The sequence below is a fragment of the Kitasatospora sp. NBC_01300 genome (genome assembly GCF_041435235.1).
Lineage (GTDB): Bacteria > Actinomycetota > Actinomycetes > Streptomycetales > Streptomycetaceae > Kitasatospora.
Genome location: NZ_CP108408.1, coordinates 5,725,892 through 5,744,878, shown reverse-complemented (window position 1 = coordinate 5,744,878; position 18,987 = coordinate 5,725,892). Strand labels below are relative to the sequence as shown.

Annotated in this window: 23 protein-coding genes; 11 read left to right on the top strand and 12 right to left on the bottom strand. The window is 71.0% G+C overall.

The annotated features are described in order from the left end of the window. Positions 1–451: 451 nt before the first annotated feature. Positions 452–1,609 (top strand): tyrosine-type recombinase/integrase, encoded by a 1,158-nt coding sequence (locus tag OG556_RS25520; RefSeq protein ID WP_371519700.1) that lies wholly within the window; start codon positions 452–454, stop codon positions 1,607–1,609. Positions 1,610–1,778: 169 nt separating this feature from the next. Here the strand turns inward: OG556_RS25520 and OG556_RS25515 are convergent, their stop codons facing one another. The 4 genes from OG556_RS25515 to OG556_RS25500 form a co-directional block, all read right to left on the bottom strand. Beyond that, positions 1,779–1,910, bottom strand: coding sequence for a hypothetical protein (locus OG556_RS25515; RefSeq protein WP_371519698.1), 132 nt, complete (start codon positions 1,908–1,910; stop codon positions 1,779–1,781). A gap of 91 nt (positions 1,911–2,001) precedes the next feature. Continuing rightward, entirely contained in the window at positions 2,002–3,141 is a 1,140-nt protein-coding gene (locus OG556_RS25510; protein ID WP_371519695.1) for a hypothetical protein, read from the bottom strand. A 344-nt stretch (positions 3,142–3,485) separates the two neighbouring features. Then, positions 3,486–3,632 (bottom strand): hypothetical protein, encoded by a 147-nt coding sequence (locus tag OG556_RS25505; protein ID WP_371519692.1) that lies wholly within the window; start codon positions 3,630–3,632, stop codon positions 3,486–3,488. A gap of 47 nt (positions 3,633–3,679) precedes the next feature. Beyond that, a complete protein-coding gene (locus tag OG556_RS25500) occupies positions 3,680–4,642 on the bottom strand; it encodes a hypothetical protein (protein ID WP_371519689.1) in 963 nt (320 codons plus the stop codon). 625 nt (positions 4,643–5,267) lie between these two features. On the opposite strand from OG556_RS25500, the gene OG556_RS25495 reads away from it, so the two are divergent. From OG556_RS25495 to OG556_RS25480, 4 genes are all read left to right on the top strand, one after another. Next, the gene (locus OG556_RS25495; RefSeq protein ID WP_371519687.1) at positions 5,268–5,954 is read left to right on the top strand and encodes a type III effector protein; all 687 of its coding nucleotides are present in this window, start codon (positions 5,268–5,270) and stop codon (positions 5,952–5,954) included. Between the two features lie 189 nt (positions 5,955–6,143). Further along, positions 6,144–6,614 (top strand): hypothetical protein, encoded by a 471-nt coding sequence (locus OG556_RS25490; protein WP_359913391.1) that lies wholly within the window; start codon positions 6,144–6,146, stop codon positions 6,612–6,614. A gap of 93 nt (positions 6,615–6,707) precedes the next feature. Beyond that, positions 6,708–8,675, top strand: a complete 1,968-nt coding sequence (gene htpG, locus OG556_RS25485) for a molecular chaperone HtpG (protein WP_371519684.1) — start codon at positions 6,708–6,710, stop codon at positions 8,673–8,675. Between the two features lie 294 nt (positions 8,676–8,969). Next, positions 8,970–9,611 carry a hypothetical protein gene (locus OG556_RS25480; RefSeq protein WP_371519680.1) on the top strand — a complete coding sequence of 214 codons (642 nt, stop codon included), beginning with the start codon at positions 8,970–8,972 and terminating at the stop codon, positions 9,609–9,611. Positions 9,612–10,172: 561 nt separating this feature from the next. On the opposite strand, the gene OG556_RS25475 is transcribed toward OG556_RS25480, so the two are convergent. The 4 genes from OG556_RS25475 to OG556_RS25460 all read right to left on the bottom strand — a co-directional run bounded on the left by OG556_RS25475 (position 10,173) and on the right by OG556_RS25460 (position 12,524). Further along, complete coding sequence (locus OG556_RS25475) at positions 10,173–10,337, bottom strand: hypothetical protein (protein WP_371519677.1); 165 nt, start codon at positions 10,335–10,337, stop codon at positions 10,173–10,175. Between the two features lie 17 nt (positions 10,338–10,354). Beyond that, the gene (locus tag OG556_RS25470; RefSeq protein ID WP_371519674.1) at positions 10,355–10,558 is read right to left on the bottom strand and encodes a CsbD family protein; all 204 of its coding nucleotides are present in this window, start codon (positions 10,556–10,558) and stop codon (positions 10,355–10,357) included. A gap of 936 nt (positions 10,559–11,494) precedes the next feature. After that, complete coding sequence (locus OG556_RS25465) at positions 11,495–11,851, bottom strand: hypothetical protein (RefSeq protein WP_371519671.1); 357 nt, start codon at positions 11,849–11,851, stop codon at positions 11,495–11,497. Beyond that, positions 11,826–12,524, bottom strand: coding sequence for a hypothetical protein (locus OG556_RS25460; RefSeq protein ID WP_371519668.1), 699 nt, complete (start codon positions 12,522–12,524; stop codon positions 11,826–11,828). The genes OG556_RS25465 and OG556_RS25460 overlap by 26 nt, the downstream gene beginning before the upstream one ends. Positions 12,525–12,633: 109 nt before the next feature. Between OG556_RS25460 and OG556_RS25455 the strand changes: the two genes are divergently transcribed. The 4 genes from OG556_RS25455 (at position 12,634) to OG556_RS25440 (ending at position 14,411) form a co-directional block, all read left to right on the top strand. Continuing rightward, positions 12,634–13,068, top strand: coding sequence for an Hsp20/alpha crystallin family protein (locus tag OG556_RS25455; RefSeq protein ID WP_359913409.1), 435 nt, complete (start codon positions 12,634–12,636; stop codon positions 13,066–13,068). Between the two features lie 133 nt (positions 13,069–13,201). Next, positions 13,202–13,495, top strand: a complete 294-nt coding sequence (locus OG556_RS25450; protein WP_371519665.1) for an STAS domain-containing protein — start codon at positions 13,202–13,204, stop codon at positions 13,493–13,495. 51 nt (positions 13,496–13,546) lie between these two features. Next, entirely contained in the window at positions 13,547–13,951 is a 405-nt protein-coding gene (locus OG556_RS25445; RefSeq protein ID WP_359913415.1) for a DUF2267 domain-containing protein, read from the top strand. Between the two features lie 61 nt (positions 13,952–14,012). Beyond that, positions 14,013–14,411, top strand: coding sequence for a DUF2267 domain-containing protein (locus tag OG556_RS25440; protein WP_359913418.1), 399 nt, complete (start codon positions 14,013–14,015; stop codon positions 14,409–14,411). A gap of 378 nt (positions 14,412–14,789) precedes the next feature. Here the strand turns inward: OG556_RS25440 and OG556_RS25435 are convergent, their stop codons facing one another. Further along, the gene (locus tag OG556_RS25435) at positions 14,790–14,990 is read right to left on the bottom strand and encodes a hypothetical protein (RefSeq protein WP_371519662.1); all 201 of its coding nucleotides are present in this window, start codon (positions 14,988–14,990) and stop codon (positions 14,790–14,792) included. Between the two features lie 917 nt (positions 14,991–15,907). Between OG556_RS25435 and OG556_RS25430 the strand changes: the two genes are divergently transcribed. Next, a complete protein-coding gene (locus OG556_RS25430; protein ID WP_371522889.1) occupies positions 15,908–16,189 on the top strand; it encodes a MerR family transcriptional regulator in 282 nt (93 codons plus the stop codon). A gap of 390 nt (positions 16,190–16,579) precedes the next feature. Here the strand turns inward: OG556_RS25430 and OG556_RS25425 are convergent, their stop codons facing one another. The 3 genes from OG556_RS25425 to OG556_RS25415 all read right to left on the bottom strand — a co-directional run bounded on the left by OG556_RS25425 (position 16,580) and on the right by OG556_RS25415 (position 17,897). Beyond that, positions 16,580–16,942, bottom strand: a complete 363-nt coding sequence (locus OG556_RS25425) for a hypothetical protein (protein WP_359913424.1) — start codon at positions 16,940–16,942, stop codon at positions 16,580–16,582. Positions 16,943–17,036: 94 nt separating this feature from the next. After that, a complete protein-coding gene (locus tag OG556_RS25420) occupies positions 17,037–17,441 on the bottom strand; it encodes a hypothetical protein (protein WP_371519659.1) in 405 nt (134 codons plus the stop codon). Positions 17,442–17,669: 228 nt separating this feature from the next. Continuing rightward, positions 17,670–17,897 carry a hypothetical protein gene (locus OG556_RS25415; protein ID WP_371519656.1) on the bottom strand — a complete coding sequence of 76 codons (228 nt, stop codon included), beginning with the start codon at positions 17,895–17,897 and terminating at the stop codon, positions 17,670–17,672. Between the two features lie 519 nt (positions 17,898–18,416). Between OG556_RS25415 and OG556_RS25410 the strand changes: the two genes are divergently transcribed. Beyond that, positions 18,417–18,620 carry a cold-shock protein gene (locus OG556_RS25410; RefSeq protein WP_099897249.1) on the top strand — a complete coding sequence of 68 codons (204 nt, stop codon included), beginning with the start codon at positions 18,417–18,419 and terminating at the stop codon, positions 18,618–18,620. Positions 18,621–18,987: the final 367 nt, after the last annotated feature.

Here is an 18,987-nt window from a genome sequence, read left to right as displayed (position 1 = left end):
AGCGTTCATGAGCGCTCATCCCGCGTGGTCCCAAAATGGTCCCCAGGCCGACCACCCCACCGCAGCTACTGCCGGTGAGCGGTATCTGTCGCCCCTTCAGCAAGCACCACCGTGCGATCCCGACAGCCGCTGTGTCGACGGCGCTGGCCAGCTTGCGGGTCCGGCTCCTGCGAGCGGATCACGGTCGCTTACCCACTGGCTACGGATGGTGATCTTCCGGGCGGTGTGTCGTCTTGAGCGTGTCTTCGCCGTCTGGTTCTGACGTGCTTCGCGCACCGCCCCGCACGCTCTGCCGCCACACCCGACATGGCAGCCACTCTTGCCCCAGAGGCACCACCCAGTCCGAGAGAAGGGGAAGCTCATGGGACAGCGTGCGCAGCGGGGTCGGGTGTACCGGCGGTGTGGTTGTTCGGACGGTCACGGGAAGCAGTTGGGTCCGTGGTGTGTGCGGTTGTTGGAGGAGGCGGGGCACGGGTCGTGGACGTACTGCGTCGACCTGGCCCCGGATGAGGGCAAGCGTCGTACGCGTCGGCGGGGCGGCTTCGCCAGCCGGGCCGAGGCAGCCCGGGAGATGAGGGCGGTGCTGGACGGTGAGCTGCGCGGGGTCTACGAGAACCGCCGTACCACCGTCGCGAGCTACCTGCGGGAATGGCTGGCCACGAGAAAGCCGCACCTCGCGCCGAACACGTACGCCGGCTACGCCGCGTGCGTCGAGCGCGACCTCATCCCCGCCTTCGGCCACCTCCGGCTCCTCGACCTGCGCCCGGAACACATCGACGACTGGGTCACCACCCAGCTGGACGCCCAGCGCGGGCGCGTCACCGTCTACCGGGCCGTGGCCACCCTGCGCAACGCGCTGAACGCCGCCGTGCGCTCCTGGCGCCTGCGCTACAACCCGGCCAAACACTCCGTGCCGGCCAAGCCCCGCGCCGCCGAACGCACCTGCTGGACCCCCGAACAGGCCGCTACCTTCCTGCAGCACGGCGCCGAGCAGTACGCGGACCAGCTGACCGATCTGTTCGAGGTCATGCTCGGCACCGGCATGCGCCGCGGCGAGATCCTCGCCCTGCACTGGTCCGACGTCCACCTCATGGACCGCAAGCTCTACGTCCGCTGGACCCTCGCCGCCATCGACAACGGAAAGATCCACCTCCGGGAGCCCAAGACCGAGGCCAGCCGCGCCTGGATCAGCCTCTCCCCCAGAGTCATGGCCGCCCTCCACCGCCAGGCCGCGATCCAGATGAACGCCCACCCCGACGGCCGGCTCGAAGGTCTGGTCTTCGCCCGCCCGGGCGGAACGCCGCTGCGGCCCCAGTGGGTCCTCGACCAGCTCCGCAAACGCACCACGGAGCTCGACTTGCCCAGAATCGGGTTGCACGACCTGCGCCACACCGCGGCCAGCATCATGATCGCCGAGAACATCCCCGTCGCCGTCATCTCCAAGACGCTGCGGCACTCCACCATCGCCACCACGATCAACCTCTACGGCCACCTCCTCAAGGACTCCGCCGACCAGGCCGTGCTCGCCTTGGCCCAAGCGCTCGACCGGGCCGCCACCGGGCGGAGTCCGATCCCCGGGCCTGTCGAAGTCCTCCGGCGGGCGGCGTAGCCACACGTCGAACGGCTTCGGCACTACGGCTTGCAACCGAGCGCGGGGCGTCTCTGGCCGGAGCGCCGGTCAGAGACGCCCGAGCCTCGCGTCGGCGGCAGGGTCTCGTCCTCCCCGAGGTCCGGGCGGAGGATGTCGAGGCAAACGTGAGCTGCCCAGTCCGGGAGGGTCATGGCTGGCGGGACCGGGAGTCTGGCTTCGCGCCGCAACGATCCTCCTTGAAGACGGCTTCGATGATCCAGACGAAGGTGTCGTCGGCGAGGAGGTCGGGGTGGCCGGCCGCCACGTCGGCTACGTCCAACGGATCAGCCCTTTGGCCTGATGGTCCGCCACGATCCGCAGCACCGTGTCGGCCGACCCGGGCTCGCCGTTGGCCCACTCGACTTCCCCCGCTACTTCTGCCCGTCGCCCCCCGAGGCCCTCCGGGCCCGTACCTTGCGAAGAACCTGTTCCAACGGCTCGCTCAGGCCCACACAATGGACCTCGCCCCCGTCCGTCTCGATGGTCTCGATCCTCTGAAACTCGACCAGCTCCTCGATGGTCAGCGGCTCGTCCTCGAAGAAGGCCTTGACCTTGCCAAGCCGGTCGAAGCCGGGCGCTTCCTCGCGCGCCAGCCGATCGACGATGCCACCGAGATCCACCTCCGGTCCGTCCTCGGCCCAGGTCTCCGTGAAGCCCCCTTGCGGGAAGTCCTCGGCGGTGCAGCCGCTCGGATGGTCCCGCACCACGCGCAGGACGAACTCCTCCACCGTCCGCGCGGCTTCCCTGTTCGGCACCACTCTCCGTCCGACCGGAACGCCGCCCTGCGCCGCGTGGGACGCGAGCCGGTCGTGCCGCACCCCGGTACCGGTGATGCCCACCTTGTAGGCGCCAAGCCTCGGGAAGTGCACGACGTAGACGAGATGCGAGGCATCCGGGTCGGTGGTCGCAGCGTCACAGGTGAGGCAGGGCGAAACCCCGCTCGCCAGCTCGGAGACGGAAGTCCTGCGCGCCGCCCCGCAGTCGGTGCAGTGCGCCTCGACCCGCTCGCTGAGCCGGGCGTAGCCCACGTGATCGCGCACGAGCCCGTACGCGGCGAAGAACTTGACCTGCCAGGCGGTCAGGGGCAGTGCAGAGCAGTTGGAGCACCGGCTGCGCCCGGGCACGGCCCGGCTGCCGAGGCTCATCGACGCGCTCCACCTCTTGGCCGTTCCACAGACCGCGCACTCCACTTCCACGAGCGACCACACGTGCCCCATCCTCTGGGCAAGTCCGGACTCATCTACCACGGCACCGGCAGCGTCACGCGCGAGGAACTCCTCCCCCAGCACGATCCGCGCGGCCTCCTCCTTCGTGATGTCCCATTTCGCCGGCTCGCGCACGAGGCCCTGTTCGTACATCTTCCGGGAGGCACACGAATTGCAGTATCGGACCTGCTTGTTGCGAATCTCGCTGTACGGGATCGCGTCGGGTTGGTCACAAGTGGTGCACAGGCAACGACGCTCGTGTTCCGTGCAGACATGGGGCTCGCAGGGGTTCCAGCCGAGCTTCACGTAGTGCCCGTCGATGCAAGGCACACACCTGCCGGGCTTTCCCTTGCGGTTGGCACTCGCCCCCTTCCCGCACTCCCTGCACTTCCGTTCCGCAGCCATACCGATCCCTCCCGCCCGAACTTGACCCTCCGATCGGACGGTACCCGGGACCTCTGACACCGGCCGCGTCTGCCATGAGCTTGCCCGCAGCCGGTACGCGACGTCCCGGAGCCCACCGGTCTGCTACGAGAGAGCAACGAGCGGTTCGCCACTCCTTCGAAGCACCGACGCGCAGACAAGGCCCGGGCGGACCACGCCGGGGCGGCAGCCGACACGCCCACCAGCCTCGCGTTCGGCTCCACCTTCTACGCCTCGCCAGCGCCGCATGAGGCCGTCTCGTCCCAGAGTTCGCCCTCCGTCCAGCCGGCCTGGCGGAGCGGTGTGAGCCGGGCGAGCAGCCGGGGGCCGGTGGCGTGCGGCGACAGGGTCGTCTCGCGCGGTGTGCTGGTCATGGGTGGCCTGTTCAGTTCGGTCGCGTTCGGGGCATTGCGCGGTTGGGTCACGGGGTGTCGCGTCCGGCCGCGTCCGCCCTCACCTGCAGCTCGCCGACGATGCGTCGCCAGCGCCGCGCTCCGCTCATGTACCAGTGGTCTTCGCCGATCGGTCGCCAGTCGGCGAGTTCACGGAGCTGGCGGATGATCGTTTCGGCATCGAGGCGGTCGTGGCCGCCTCGACCGGGGTCGAGATTCTGCGCGATGTCGTGGAGCCGGTGGGCGGCGCGGCAGTAGGACAGCTCGGTGTCGGTCAGGCGCCGGACGGCGTAGCCCTGGCACTTGCTGCACCAGTCGTAGCCACCGTCGTCGAGCAGGTCCGCGACGGTCAGCACGTCGTCGCCGGCGACGACGCCGCGTTCACGGGAGTGCGCGCAGAACGGCGAGTGGCCCTTGCCCTGGATCCGGGGGTCGGCGTTGGTCGTGTAGACCTGCACGTCCGCGAGGACGCCGAGCGGGATGCCACTGCCGCCGCTGCGCCACCGGTCGGTGCCCGGGGCCTCGAACGGCTCTCGGTCCAGGTCCTCGGCGTGGGCCAGCAGCCCCAGCCACACCGACTGGGGAAGGGGGCGGGAGCGGCCGTGGTCGTCGTACCCGCCGTCCAGCGTCCGAAGGTCCCGCACGCCGCGCGCCATGGCGAGCAGACGCAGGTTGCGCTCCGCGTCCTCGTGCTCGTACCCGATCCACGCCGCCCGTGTGGCGCCGTGTGCCAGGCCGAGGTCCTCGCCGAAGAGCGGGTCGTGCGCACTGCGCGGGTACTGCGGCCAGAGGCTCTCCTGTCCTTCGGGCCTGGGACCGACCTCACGGGCCCATGGTTCGATCACGTCTGCGGGAAGGTCAACTGTGCCGGCGAGGAGGAAGCACTGCCACCCGCGGGCCAGGCGCTTCTCGATCACCGGCAGGGGCAGGACCTCGGCGCCGCCGTCCGTCGAGAAGACGATGTACAGCTCGTCCGCGGCTGCGGCCCGCATCGAACGCAGCGGGCGCAGATGGTCCGCGGTGAGCGGCTGGCGTCCGTGGACCGGGGTGTCGTCGAAGATCCGGGCCGGATCGGGCTCGCCGAAGGTACGGGCACGGCGGGGACCGGCCTGTCCTGATGGGCTTCGCAGTCGAGGCGGTGGGAGCGGGACAGGAGCCGGTCGGCGACGAGGACAGTGAGGGTCAGGACGCCGTCATGCATGCAGGTGAGCCCCGATGCGGGCCGGGTCGAGGCTGTCGGCCAGCTGGATGCCCCCCCCGGGGCCAGTTCGGCGAGCTGGGTGTGCACGCCCTGGCAGCGCGGGTCGGACCGGCGCTCGACCCTCACGGTGACTATCCGGCCCAGCGCTTGAACCTCGATCGCCTCCAGCGGGATGCCGGGCAGGTCGAGCGCGAGCACGAGGCGGTCGTCCTCGCGTCAGGCGTCCATCGGGATCGGGGTCGGCTACGACCAGGGCTTGGGGGCGCCTGGTGGGTCTCCGCAGTGCGTATGGACATCGTCGGACACCTCCGGTCCAGAAGGTCTTTGGGTGGTTCGCGCCGGCGCGGCCCGCCACGAACCGTTGTAGCATGTCATCCAGACGATGACATTCACCCAGTCAGCGAAAGAGTGACGACATGGATACCCAGGACACCGGCGCGGCCGGGGTGGGGCCGGCCTCGTTCCTGGCCGCCGCCGCCGCGCTGGGCATGATGGACGCCGCCGCCCGCACCGCCCGCCACGCACCCCCGGACAACGCAGGCCAAAGCGATCCACAACAGGCCCTTTCCGCAATCCTGCTGCTACGCCACCTGCGCGAGGAACTCGCCGACTGGGAGACCGGCCTGATCGAGACCGCTCGCGATGCCGGCGCCACCTGGGCCGACCTCGCCGAACCACTGGGCGTCCAAAGCCGCCAAGCCGCCGAACGCCGCTACCTGCGCCTGCGTCCCAGCGCGAACGCCGGCACCGGGGCGGGAAGCACCGGCGAGCAACGCGTCCAGGCCACGCGCGACCAGCGCGCCGCCGACCGCGCGGTGACCACCTGGGCCCGCGACAACGCCGCCGACCTGCGCCGCCTCGCCGGACAGATCGGCGCTCTGGACGGCCTCGGCACACAAGCGGCCCCCACCATAGAGCGCCTCCTGGATGCACTCGGCCACAACGACCCCGCCCGCCTGCTCGCCCCGCTCACCGAGACCCGGCCCCTACTGGAGGCGGAGCACCCGAAGATCGCAGACCGCCTCGATCAACTCACCGCCCGAGCCGACCAGCTACGCGCCGACAGCAACCGGCAGCGCCGCACACCCTCAGCCAGCCCGTGACCACCCCGAGTCACACCCCTGCCGGTCCACGACCCGCACGCCGTGGACCGGCTTACCGCCGCAAGCCCGCACGAGGCGCCTGTGCCCCCACACGGGGCGCGAGTTGACGCCTGACGGCTCGCGGCGTGCAGACCACCCGAATCTTCCGGACGGCGACGGTCGCGCCGTCCCCGATCCCAGCCGACTCCCATGACTCCAGCCGATCTGCAGCAACTGCTCATCGAGCGCGCCCTGGGCATACCGGGCATTACCGGCGCCTGCCAGCGTGACGACGACAGCCCCTACGGACTGACCGTGACCCTGGAGAGCGGCGGACAGGTGTGGTGGACCATCACCGGTGCCAGCGGCACCGCCCCCACCATCACCACCGGCGACGGTGACGGCGCCGAGAGCGTGGAAGCGCCGGACCTGACGGGCTCGTCGATTCCGGTGGCCCTCGTCGAGCAGGCCCTGGTCGCAGCCGCCATGGCGGCCGACGACCCGGCCGCCGGGATCGTGCGCGTCGACCGGTACAGCACGCGCCCGGACCCACCCGCAGTGCGCTACGGCGCGACGCTGGAGTGCCGCGACGGCTGGAAGCTCTTCCTGTCCTGCTACGGCACCGCCCGACCCGGCACCGCCCGCCCCGAGCAGCCCTACCAACCCCTCAGCCACATCTGAACACCCCCGGGGCCGGCCACACAGCACCCCGGCCAGCCCCGGCAGCCCGACCCGAGCCCTTCCCACTACGCGCACACAAAGGAGACGCCTCCCGTGGTCAGCCCGACCGAGACGCTGGAGTTCCAGGCGGAGACCCGCCAGCTGCTGCAGCTGGTGATCCACTCGATCTACTCGAACAAGGACATCTTCCTGCGCGAGCTGATCTCCAACGCCTCCGACGCCCTCGACAAGCTCCGTCTGGAATCCCTCACCGACACCGACCTGGCGGTCGACACCTCGGACCTGCACATCACCCTGGAGGTCGACCGGCAGGCCCGCACCCTGACGGTGCGGGACAACGGCATCGGCATGACCCGCGAGGACGTCGTCGACCTGATCGGCACCATCGCGAAGTCCGGCACCGCCGGCCTGCTGGCCAGGATCAAGGAGGCCAAGGACGCGGAGGCGGCGCAGAACCTGATCGGCCAGTTCGGCGTCGGCTTCTACTCGGCGTTCATGGTCGCCGACAAGGTCACCCTGCACACCCGCCGCGCCGGCACCGAGCAGGGCACCGCGTGGGAGTCCGACGGCGAGGGCACCTACACGATCGCGCCGGCCGACGGCCTGCCGGCGGGCACCTCGGTGACGCTGCACCTCAAGCCGGCCGACGGCGAGGACGGTCTCGGCGACTACCTGGCGGGGTGGAAGATCCGCCAGATCGTCAAGCAGTACTCGGACTTCATCCGCTGGCCCATCCGCATGGCCGCCGAACCCGCCGCCGCGGCCGGTTCCGCGGACGGTGCCGATACCGAGGCCGAGACCGTGGACGGCGCCGAACCCGCAGTCGAGCTCGAGACGCTGAACTCGATGAAGGCCCTGTGGGCCCGCCCCCGCAGCGAGGTGACCGAGGCCGAGTACCACGAGTTCTACCAGCAGATCAGCCACGACTGGCAGCCCCCGGCCGAGACCGTCCACATGCGCGCCGAGGGCACCTTCGAGTACGAGGCGCTGCTGTTCATCCCCGCCCACGCCCCGTTCGACCTGTTCTCCCGCGACACCAAGCGGGGCGTGCAGCTGTACGTCAAGCGCGTGTTCATCATGGACGACTGCGACGCGCTCATGCCGAACTACCTGCGCTTCGTCAAGGGCGTCGTCGACGCCCACGACCTGTCGCTGAACGTCTCCCGCGAGATCCTGCAGCACGACCGCCAGATCACCGCGGTCCGTCGGCGACTCGTCAAGAAGGTCCTCACCGCCTTCAAGGACATGCAGGCCGCCAACCCCGAGGCCTACGCCACGGCGTGGGAGCAGTTCGGCCGGGTGATCAAGGAAGGCCTGCTGGAGGACCGCGACAACACCGACGCGCTGCTGCCCCTGGTCTCGGCCGCCTCCACCCACGACGCGCAGAAGCCGACCACGCTGCGCGAGTACGTCGCGCGGATGAAGGACGGCCAGGACACCATCTACTACCTGACCGGCGAGAACCGCCAGATGGTGGAGAACTCCCCGCACATGGAGGCCTTCACCGCCAAGGGCTACGAGGTCCTGATCCTCACCGACCCCGTCGACGAGGTCTGGACCGACCAGGTCCCCGCCTTCGAGGGCCACCGCTTCCAGTCCATCGCCAAGGGCCAGGTCGACCTCGGCGACGACGCCGACACCGACGGCGACGACGAGGCGAAGGCGCAGAAGGCCCGGCGCGAGGAGGACTTCGCCGCCCTCCTCACCTGGCTGCAGGCCACCCTGGCCGAGCACGTCAAGCAGGTCCGCCTCTCCACCCGGCTCACCACCTCCGCCGCCTGCCTGGTCGGCGACGCCCACGACCTGACCCCCACCCTGGAGAAGATGTACCGGGCCATGGGCCAGGAACTCCCCACCGTGAAGCGGATCCTGGAGCTCAACCCCACCCACCCCCTGATCACCGCCCTGCACCGGGCCCACGGGGCGAAGTCCGACGACCCGGTCCTCACCGACATCGCCGAACTCGTCCACGGCAGCGCCCTGCTCGCCGAGGGCGGCGACCTGCCCGACCCGGCCCGCTTCACCCGCCTCCTGACCGACCACCTCACCCACAGCCTGTAACGTCCCACCGGGGTGCGGCCCGCCGTACGCCTAACCAGCCCGGCCGGCCGCACCCCCGCACCGCTTGGCCGTCCGCGCCCGGCACACGCCGCAGGCAAGGGTCGGGGGCGCCTCACACGAGTCGCATCGAACCGAGCGTCCCGCCAGAGCCGAGCCTGGCCCGGCGGGACGCGCGTGCAGCACCCGGTTCGGCGTCCACACCCCCTGCGGCACCGCCGCCATCACCCGCTTCGACAGCCGGAAACGAACCCCGGCCACGCCGACGGCCACCCGACCGACCGAGGAGACAGAAGCGTGTACCAGTACACCGACCGCAAGAACCGCACCCTGGCCGACCGCGTCAACGCCGCCGCCGAGCGACGCCTCGACCAGGGCACCGAGCAGGACAAAGGCGCCGCGACGGCCCTGCTGGCCGACATGCTCCGGGCCGCCGCCCAGCACGGCGTCACCCTCGATGTCTTCGACTGGGTCACCGACCTGCCCGGCACGTGCTACCGCGCCATGGCCAGGCGCCGTGACCCGGCCGACCGCGTCAACGCCGCCGCCGAGCGACGCCCGGACGAGGGCACCGAGCAGGACCGCGCCGCCGCGACCGCCCTGCTGGCCGACATCCTCCACGCCGCAGCGAAACACGGCATCACCCTCGACACCTTCGACTGGGTCACCGACCTGCCCAGCACGTGCTACCGCGCCGTCCTCAGGCACCGCGACCTGACCGACCGCATCAACGAAGCCGCTCAGCGCCGCACCACACCCGGCACCGAGGAGCAGAAAGCCGCCGCGACCGTCCTGCTGGCCGACATGCTCCACGCCGCCGCCCAGCACGGCGTCACCCTCGACACCTTCGACTGGGTCACCGACCTGCCCGGAAACTGCTACGCCGCAGTCGTCTCCCGTCTGCACGCGCGAACCACCCAGTGGGCCACGGCCAGTTGAACTCGACGAGCCGGGCTACGCCCCACCGTTCCCTTTCACCGACGCTTCGCGCGGGCTACGGCGGCTCCGGCTCCCCCTGAGACTGGAGAACGCGCACGCGCAGAGCGGCCCAGGACGAAAGTCGTGGGCTGAGGCCCGAGTACCCCGGCGATACCGCTATCGCCCAGCCTGGGATCACGTGAAATACCGTGCTCTGAGAACCTCCAGATGCCAGAGTTCCGCGGCCCGCTGGCGCGCTCCTGTGACGTTCCAGTGGATGAAACCGTGCCAGCACGCCCGCCAGCGCGCCACGGACCAGGAGTGCCCGGTACGCCGAGACCGGTTCTGATGCACCTGGGCGGTCTCGGTCACGAACCTGGTAACTCCCGTCCCCCGTGGCCGGTTACGGAATGCCGCTGCGAGACACCGATGGGCGCAGGTGGGGCGGGAGAGGCGGGAGACCTGCCAACACGTGCCACCCCAGAGCCGGTCCTGTCCCCTGAGGATCGTGTCGCAGAGGCCAGCGCAGCGCCTACACAGGCGGCCTGTCCCCTGTGCGGACGGTACGCCTGGGGCCCGCGCCTATCTGCGTGCACCTCGCCCGCGGCCCAGGCGCACGCCGCCGAGCACCAGGGCTGCGACGAACAGCACGGCGCCGATGACGAGCAGCCACAGCAGGCCCTTCACGAGGGCGCCGACGAAGCCGAACACCACGGCGATGAACAGGATGAACAGGAACAGGGCCATTCCGGTGCCTCCCTTGGTCAGTCGTTCCGCTTCAGGGCGCCCTTCACCCGGTCGGCGGCGCCTTGTACGGCGTCCTTGACGTTGTCCGCGGCCTGCCTGACCTTCGAATCGACCTGGTCGGCCTGGCCCTCGCCCTTGAGCTCCTCGTCACCGGTCAGGTCACCGACCTTCTCCTTCGCCTTGCCACCCAGTTCCCGCGCCTTGTTCGACAGGTCGCTCATCAGGTCCTCCAGTCGTCCGCCGGGCGCCGCAGCCGCACCGCCCCTTCTTCACCCCTTTTTACCGATATTCGTCCGTTCATGCGCGCGGGACGGATCAGCGGCCGTCCTGGCCGGCAAGGGCCAGACGGCGGCGACAGAAGCGCGTAGCCGCGGGGGGAGTAGGAGGTAGGTGATGAAGCCGTCGTGAGCTGATCACCGACGAGGGCTGTAAGGACGCAGGAGGCATCCCAGCGCGCGGCGACACGGCAGAAAGCCAGGAACCGGGACGCCGAATCGACACTGCGCCAGCTGCTCCCTGGGCTGCCCGGTGGGCAGGTCAACGCGGTGATCGCCGCGCTGGCAACGCTGAACGCCGCCCTGGTCGAGGCCACGCCGGGCCCCGGCTATCCCGAGCCCTGAACGCACCGCCGCGGGCCGACGCGCACGGTACCCGCCCTGCCGTTGACGGCGTCGGAAACGGCCTACTCACCCGGCCTCCCCGCTTCGTTGATCGTCGGACGGGTCGAGCAGGTCTGGGGGAAATCGCGGATTCTCATCAACACCTGGCCGCTCCGGTTCCGCCGGGCCATTGCCCGGGCTGCGCCCAGGCGATGCCGCCGGCCTCCACCGGCCGCGCCCGCCGCTACTGCACCGACTGGTGCGCTCGCAGGACCCGGGTCTGAGCCGGGCGGGGATGGCTGCCGGGCTGGCTGCCCGAGCTGGCGAATGCCGCGTGACCTGCCCGCCTCCCGCGCCGCGACAGCGCACGTCCGGGGCAGTGTGGGACGCGCACGCGGAGTCCTCCGCCGCAGCCCGGCCGCCTCACCAACGTCAGGGGCAGGGGTGTCCAGCCAGGTAAGACAAGGACGAAGTCGGCGCGGTTCCGCTCGACCGTAACGTCCAATCACGGTGTATCGCCTGGGCCATCTGGGATGGCAGCTCTCCATACCTTCCCTGTCATGCGGGCACCCGGACCGCTGCCTGGCGGCCTCCGAGGCGTGTCGCGGTGAGTCCGGGGACGGTTGGTGCGTGCCGGTGGCCGGCCGTTGTGGGCGGGCTCTCGGTGCGGGCTCGCGCCGGTTGCGGCGGGATGGCCGGAGGGTCCGCGGGCGTGGGGAAGGCCTGCGGGAGCCGGGACCCGTGGGCCAGGTCGTGGCGGAGGGCGTCGAGTCTGGCCAGGCAGGCGTCGACGGTGGCAATGGCGTCGCTGCTGTGCTCGCGGATGCGGCGTTCGATGGCGGCGAGCCGGTCTTCGATGTGCTGCCAGCGGTCTTCGGTGATGAGGGGGTCAGGTTCGTCGTTGGTCGCTGTCATGGCGGAGGCGGTCGGTGCGGTTGGTGAGGTCGTCGAGGCGGGCAGCGAGGTCCGGGTGGGCGGCGGCGAGGTGGGGTCGCATGTCGGCGAGGGGCGCTATCAGGTCGGCCGGGTCGGGGGCGCCGAGGGCGGTTATGAGCTCGGTCAGCGCTGGGCGGGCCCGGGGTGTGAGGCCGGGCGCGGCAGTGATCTGGGCGGCGAGGACGCGCAGGTCGGCTGCGTTGTCGCGGGCCCAGGCGGTGACAGCGCGGTCGGCGGCCCGGCGGTCGCGTACGGCTTTGACGCGCCCCGCTCCGGTCTCCGCGTCGGTGGAGCCGCTGTCGGCGGGGCGCAGGCGCAGGTAGCGGTTCTCGGCGGCCTGACGGCTGGCGACGCCCATGGGCCGGGCGAGGTCGGCCCATGTGGCGCCGCCGGCGCGGGCGCTCTCCACCAGGCCCGCCTCCCAGCCGGCGAGCTCGGTGCGCAGTTCGCGCAGCAGCACCAGCGCGGCCAGGGCCGGCCTCGGTCCCTCGTCCGGTGCACCGGCGCCGGGCCGGGTGGCCGGGCTGGTGTTCTGGGCGGTGCGGACGGCGTCGGCGATGGCGGCGAGCGCCGCGGCGGCGGCGGCGAGGAAGGACGCCGGTCCTGTGGGTGGGCTGCCGCCGGTGGCGGGCGGGTCGTGCCGCTTTCCCATAGGTGTCACTCCTTTGGCGACTTCGCTGCTTGTCATCGGATGGATGACATGCTAGAACAGATTCAGGTGAAGCGCACTGGCTCCCATCGATCAGTGGAGGTGTTTCGCGATGCTGATGCGCACTGACCCGTTCCGCGAGCTGGACCGTCTGACCCAGCAGTTCCTGGGCACGAACGGCACCTGGTCCCGGCCGGCCCCGATGCCGCTGGACGCCTGCCGTGTCGGCGACGAGTACGTGATCTGCTTCGACCTGCCCGGGGTGGACCCGCAGGCGATCGACATCGACGTCGAACGGAACATGCTGACGGTCAAGGCTGAACGCCGCCCCCGCCACGAGGGCGACAATGTGAAGTGGGAGCTGTCCGAGCGACCGCTCGGCGTGTTCTCCCGCCAGGTCATGCTCTCCGACACCCTCGACCCCGCGGGGATCAGCGCCGACTACGACGCCGGCGTACTGACCTTGAAGATCCCTGTCGCCGAGAAGGCCAAGCCCCGCAAGATCGAGATCAGCCATAGCGGAAGCCGCAAGCAGATCCAGGCCTGACCGGCCCCCGGACCGCCGTCCCGCACCGCCGATCCCCCGGGCCCTGCGGGACGGCCACCCCACCCAGCCACGACCCGCCCGGCCCAGCGGCCCCTGCACACCACGGCGTCCCGGGCCGACAGCTAGAGACACCATGCACGACCAAGGGCACGACCCCTTCGTGGTCCGGGCGGACGGCGAGATCGACCTCGGCACCGCCCCCTCGCTGCGCCGTGCCCTGACCGCCGCGCTCAAGTCACATCGGGAGGTGGTCCTCGACCTGTCGGAGGTGACGTTCATGGATTGCGCGGGCCTGGGCGTCCTGGTCCAGGCCCACAACCAGGCCGACCGGTGCGGCGGGCGCCTGGCCCTTCGCGGCGCCGGCCGCTGCGTGGTCCGGCTGCTCAAGCTCACCGGTCTGAACGGGCGCCTGATCGTCGAGCCCTGACCGGGCGCCGACGGCGTTCGCGCCCGTCTTTGGGACAGAGGGAGAACTGTGGTGACTCTTCGATGGGAGGCGTTCCTGGAGGAGATCCGGGAACGCGGTGAGTACGACACACCCCAGGAGGCCGAGCGGGCGGCGCGTGTCGTTCTGGCCCTGCTCGGCGCCCACCTGGCGGGCGGTGTGCGCGCCGAACTGGCCGCCCGCCTGCCGGAGACCATGGCCCTGGTCCTGCTCAGCCCGCTGCGGGCGGTCGAGCCGCTCAGCCCGGAGAGGTTCGTGCGCGCGACGGCGGCCTGGATCGAGGGCGCCACCGAGACCACCGCCCTGTGGGACATCGGCGCCGTCCTCAGCACCGTGGCCGACGCGGCCGGCGACGACCTCATCGAGCGTGTCCTGCTCCAGCTGCCGCCCGGCTACGACCTCCTGTTCGGCCGCCCCCAGCCCGGCCACCGGCCCTGACCCCTACCTTCGCGCCGCCGTACCGCCAGCGGCGGCCCACCCCTGGAAGGCCACCACCGCCATGACCCGGTACCGTCTCCTTCTCCAGCAGGTCCGTACCCTCGGCCGCTACACCTCCGACGAGGAGGCCGAACGCGTCCTGCACGCTGTCCTGGCCGTCCTCGGCTCCCAGCTCACCGGCGAGGAGCGCTGCGACGTCGCCGCCAGCCTCCCCGACCGGGCCCGCGCTGTGTTCGCCGCCCAGATCCCCCTGCCCCAGCCGGTCGCAGCGCCCGCCTTCGTCGAAGCCGTCGCCCGCGCCCTGAACACCAGCCTCACCAGCGCCCGCTGGGACGCGTCCTCCGTCCTGGCCGCCCTCAACGACCTCGCCGGCGACCACCTCACCGACCGCCTCCTCGCCGGCCTTCCCCGCGGCTACGCGCTCCTGTTCGGCCGCGCCGACCTCACGATCGCGGCCTGACCCGGGGCGGCACTACCGGCGCCGGCCACCGGCCACACAACGTGGCAGGGTGGCCGGCGCCGGGCCGTTCAATCCGGCCGGCGTCGGCCTCCAAGCGCTGACCGACGACGAGAGACCGACCGCCCCCGCCGGGCGCCCGGTTCGAGTCCGGCGCCACGGTGGTGCGCCGCGACATCGACCTCGGGCAGGTGCGAACGGCCCAGCCGTGCCGGGCGCCGGCCGACACGGGCACGGTGCCGGAGCCAGTTGGCCTGCGGAACCCGCTCCCTCGCACCGGTCAGCCAGGGCGAGCGCGCATTTCGCAGCAGCCGCGACGCCAGGCCCGGGGTCGACCTGAACGCCTGGCCGGGCAGGGTCGCGAGTGCGTTCCGGCAGGAGTCACCTCTGCCCGTGGTCGCCGGATGGGCGGGTGGTGTCGAGGGCGTCGCGCAGGGCGTACAGGTCGGCGATGGTGGCCTGTTCGGCGAAGCGGGCCAGCAGCCGGCGGACGGGGCGGTCGTCACCGTTGCGCACGGCCTCGGTGATCGCTTCGATCAGGGCCGCCTGTCCGTTCCGGGCCGTCTCTGGTGCTGTGGGCACCAGCTCTTCCACTGCCGCCTCCATGCGGTGTGTCGCTCGTTTCTTCGGGCGCACGGCGGCGGCTCGGGGGGTTGCCGCCGCCGCGCAGCGGAAGGCTACCTCACACACGGGTGCCGCAAAATCTATGCGCGCCGGAGTAGACATTGCTCGTGGGTGGGTCTAACGTTTCTCTCGTAGACAGCAGTCGGCGATACCGGCCAGACACGAACTGGCCGGGGTTGTTGGACCGAAGTTCGCAGTTCGGTCCGGCAGTGGAGTTCCGAAGCCAGGCAGGCGCAGGACGGCGACGGGACTGGCTGCCGGACTGGGCGGCCCGCAGGCATCAGGGGCCGCCACCAGCGGTACCGAGCAGTGCGCAGTTCAGTGAGTGCAGTACCCGGCAGTCGCCAGACAAGCAGGACCTCGGCAAAGGCGCCCAGACTGCGGGCGCGCGTGCCGAGGAGTCCGGGCAGTGGGGTTCCAGGCCACCGCAGACGCGGGGCGGCCGGCGGGCCCGGGCTGCCGGACCGGGTGGGCCGTCACGGCCACCGACCAGCAGGACGCAGTTCAGCAGGTGCAGTACCAGCAGTACGAAAGTGACAGTTCAGTACAGAGGATGAACGGAGGGCGCAAGCGCCATCAGGATCGCCCGGCCCGTGAACACTCGCCCGGGCGGACACCGCAGACCCCAACGCAAGGACGGTGGTTTCCGGTCACGCATTCGCGATCCCCGCACACCCCTCCCCCGGGGCAGTGCGGAAGTAGAAGGACCGGCCCAGGCCGGTAGATGGTGTTGTTCCCCTTCGGGGCCCCGGAGCCGACACGGCCCCGGGGCCCCTCGACGCGTTCTCCCCGAGAACCAGAGAGGTGCAGTGACTACAACGGCCAGCCCCGACACACCCGACAAACTCGACGACGACGACTACCCCGCCTACACCATGGGCCGCGCCGCCGAAATGACCGGCACCACCCCCGGCTTCCTACGAGCCCTCGGCGAACACCGCCTCATCACCCCCCTACGCTCCGACGGCGGCCACCGCCGCTACTCCCGCTACCAACTACGCATCGCCATGCGCGCCCGCGACCTCGTCGACCAGGGCACCCCCATCGAAGCCGCCTGCCGCATCGTCATCCTCGAAGACCAACTCGAAGAAGCCCTGCGCATCAACGAGCAACTCCGCCGCACCCAACACCACCAGGAACCCGCCGCGGACACCTGACCGGACCGGCAACCCGGCCACAGCTCCCTCCAGCCGCACGGCCACGCCGCAGGGGCCGGATCGGGGACGGCCTCGCGCTGCACGCTCTGGCCGTCGCCCCGGACGGCAACACCGCAGCGCGGCACAAGACGTGGCGACTGGAGGGCGCAGCCGGGCTGGACGCCGTCGGGCGCGTCCTCGGGATGGTCCGCTCGGAGATGGACGGCACCGCCCGGGGCGCCGGCGCCTTCCGCCTGCCCGCTGTGCCCTTCGTCTCTCCGGCCGGGGCCGTCAGCGGCTCCACCCCGACACCCTGGCCAGCGGTCACGACACCCCACTCGAGGCTCAGCGACTCCTTGCAGCGGGGACGTAGGGCGTCGAGCCGGGCGGCCGCTCGGCCTGCCGTGGTCCTCAGGAATCGGAGTAGCTGAGGTCCCCGACCGTCCAGCTGCTGACATCCTCGATGGCGATGCGGTACATGCCGCCGGTGTGGGGCAGCCCGAAGTCGCCCTGAAGGATCTTCGCCCGGTGGAGATGCAGATGGGTGGGCCGTGCGGGCGGGCCGTCGGCGGGCGGGGCAAAGAGAGCGGCGAACGGCTTCAGGTGCTCCGAGGCCTGGAGGACCTCCGCCACCCGATCCAACCACAGGGTCACCGGCGCGAGCCTGCCGGTGATCACCGCGCCGGGGACCACCACGGTCAGGGACATCTGATTGCTGTGCTCGGACTCGACCATCGCGGCGATGTCGACGAGCAGCCCGTCAGGGTTCGACATGCCCACCAGAATAGGACACGGCCTCCGCGGCGCCCACGGGTCGGGGCAGCGGCCACGGCGACCACGGGCCTTGCGCCTGCTGCACGGCACGGCGCTACATGGCGGCGACCTGACACGCCGATCGGCTGCGTCGTGGTGCGGGGCAGTTGAGAGCAGCCGTGAGGGTCGGGGCATCGCCCGGATCGTACGGGCCGGCGGTGACGAGCAGGTCGGCTCCGAGGGCGGTGACGGTGAAGCCCTCGGAGCCGAGGACCTCCGCCAGGGCCAGCATCAGCGCGCCGCGGATGCCGCGGAACTCGGTGCGCCCGGCGGCGTCGGCGGGATGCGGGCAGGCGTGGAGGGTCGGTCCGATCAGGTCCTGGCCCGGGCTCCATTCCAGCACCAGGCCGATCCCCGGACGCCGCCGGGCGCAGAGCCCGGACGCCTGGGGCGGCGCCGGCTCGAACCCTCGGAGGGAGAGCACTGCACAGACGGACTCAAACAGATGTTTGTCATCCACGCGCAGAGTTTATCGCCTGCCCAGCCCGCAGCCAGCCGCCCTTGACGTTTCGTCACATGCTGTTCCAGTCATGGCCGGCGAGGCTACAGGGCCGGAGCTGCGGATTCCCGTTCGACCCGATCGGGGTGCGTGTCCCCTGGACGGCGTGCCGACGCGGCGAGCCAGGGGCGTACCGCAGGGGTCCGCACACTCGCGGCACACTCGGCGGAGAGCCGCGTGCGCCCTGGGTCAGAGTTTGAACATCGCGGCGTAGGGGTGGGTGATGCGTTCCCGCCGCGATCCGAAGTCGACGAGTACCGCGATGTCGCTGTCGCCTTCGACGCCGATGGCCCGGCCGAGGCCGTACGTGTCGTGGGTGACGCGGTCGCCGACGGCGAAGTGCTTGCGCGGCGCTTCGATCCGGGCCTTGAAGGGACTGGTGGGCAGGACACGGCGGACTGCTGCAGATTTCGTCATTCCCTGCAGTATGCGCCGAAAGTCGCGGGAGCGGGACTTCTCGACGCACTCAATTTCGGAGCTACGACAGGAATTTCGCGCAAGCCGTACAGCGCGCCCCCGGATGGCGCCGGTGGGCGTGGTGCGTCGCTTTCACGGGTCTGGCGCGGCCAGGGCAGGCGCTGCGCACCCGCGCGACTCGCCTTCCCCGGGGAAGGCGAGTGGTCGGCGCCGAAGGAGTACGGGTGATCGCTCAACCAGGCCGCTCTCCATGTGTGTTGGTGGTCCTGTCGCCTCGCGGCCGACGGCCCCGGGGGAAGGCTCCCGGAGAAGTGGGGGTGAAATATCCACCCGCGACGGGCCTGGGCCTGCTAGAGTCGCTTTAGTTGCAGTAGTGGTTCCCATGAACTTTGTGTGCGCCTGCTGATGTTTCGCAGGCGCCTTTTTGTTTCCCGGCTCTTCCCCGGGTGGGTGCTCATCGCGGCGACTCGAAGCGCGCGCTGTGCGGGCTTCGGACAGCCCCTTGAAGGAGATTTCTTTATGGCTAATGGCACTGTGAAGTGGTTCAACGCGGAAAAGGGCTTCGGCTTCATCGAGCAGGACGGTGGCGGCGCTGACGTCTTCGCCCACTACTCGAACATCAACGCCAACGGCTTCCGTGAGCTGCTCGAGGGCCAGAAGGTCGAGTTCGACGTCACGCAGGGCCAGAAGGGCCCGCAGGCCGAGAACATTCGTCCGCTGTAGTTTTTCTGCCACGGCACCCGCCTGGTAGCGAGGGGCCCGCACCGCGTACATGATGCCCGGTGCGGGCCCCTCGGCATTGCGCCACGACGCGCTTCCCCGGCTGATTCCGGCCCCCTGGCTCCGCCACCGGCTGCCATCCCCACGCGAGACGCACAGCGCCGCGTCCGGATCGCCGCCCTGCCGTGACACCCCGCGGTTCGAGGTTCTCCGCTCCCGCCCTCCGCGGTGAGCGCCGACCTCAAGGTGACGTGCCGCACGGTTCCACCGTCCACGCCCCGCACTCCACACTTCGGCCCGTTCCTTGCGGCCTCCTGCCGGCGCCCCGCGCTGCGGAGCTTCCTCGCGACGTGCCGCCCCAGGAAGGTCT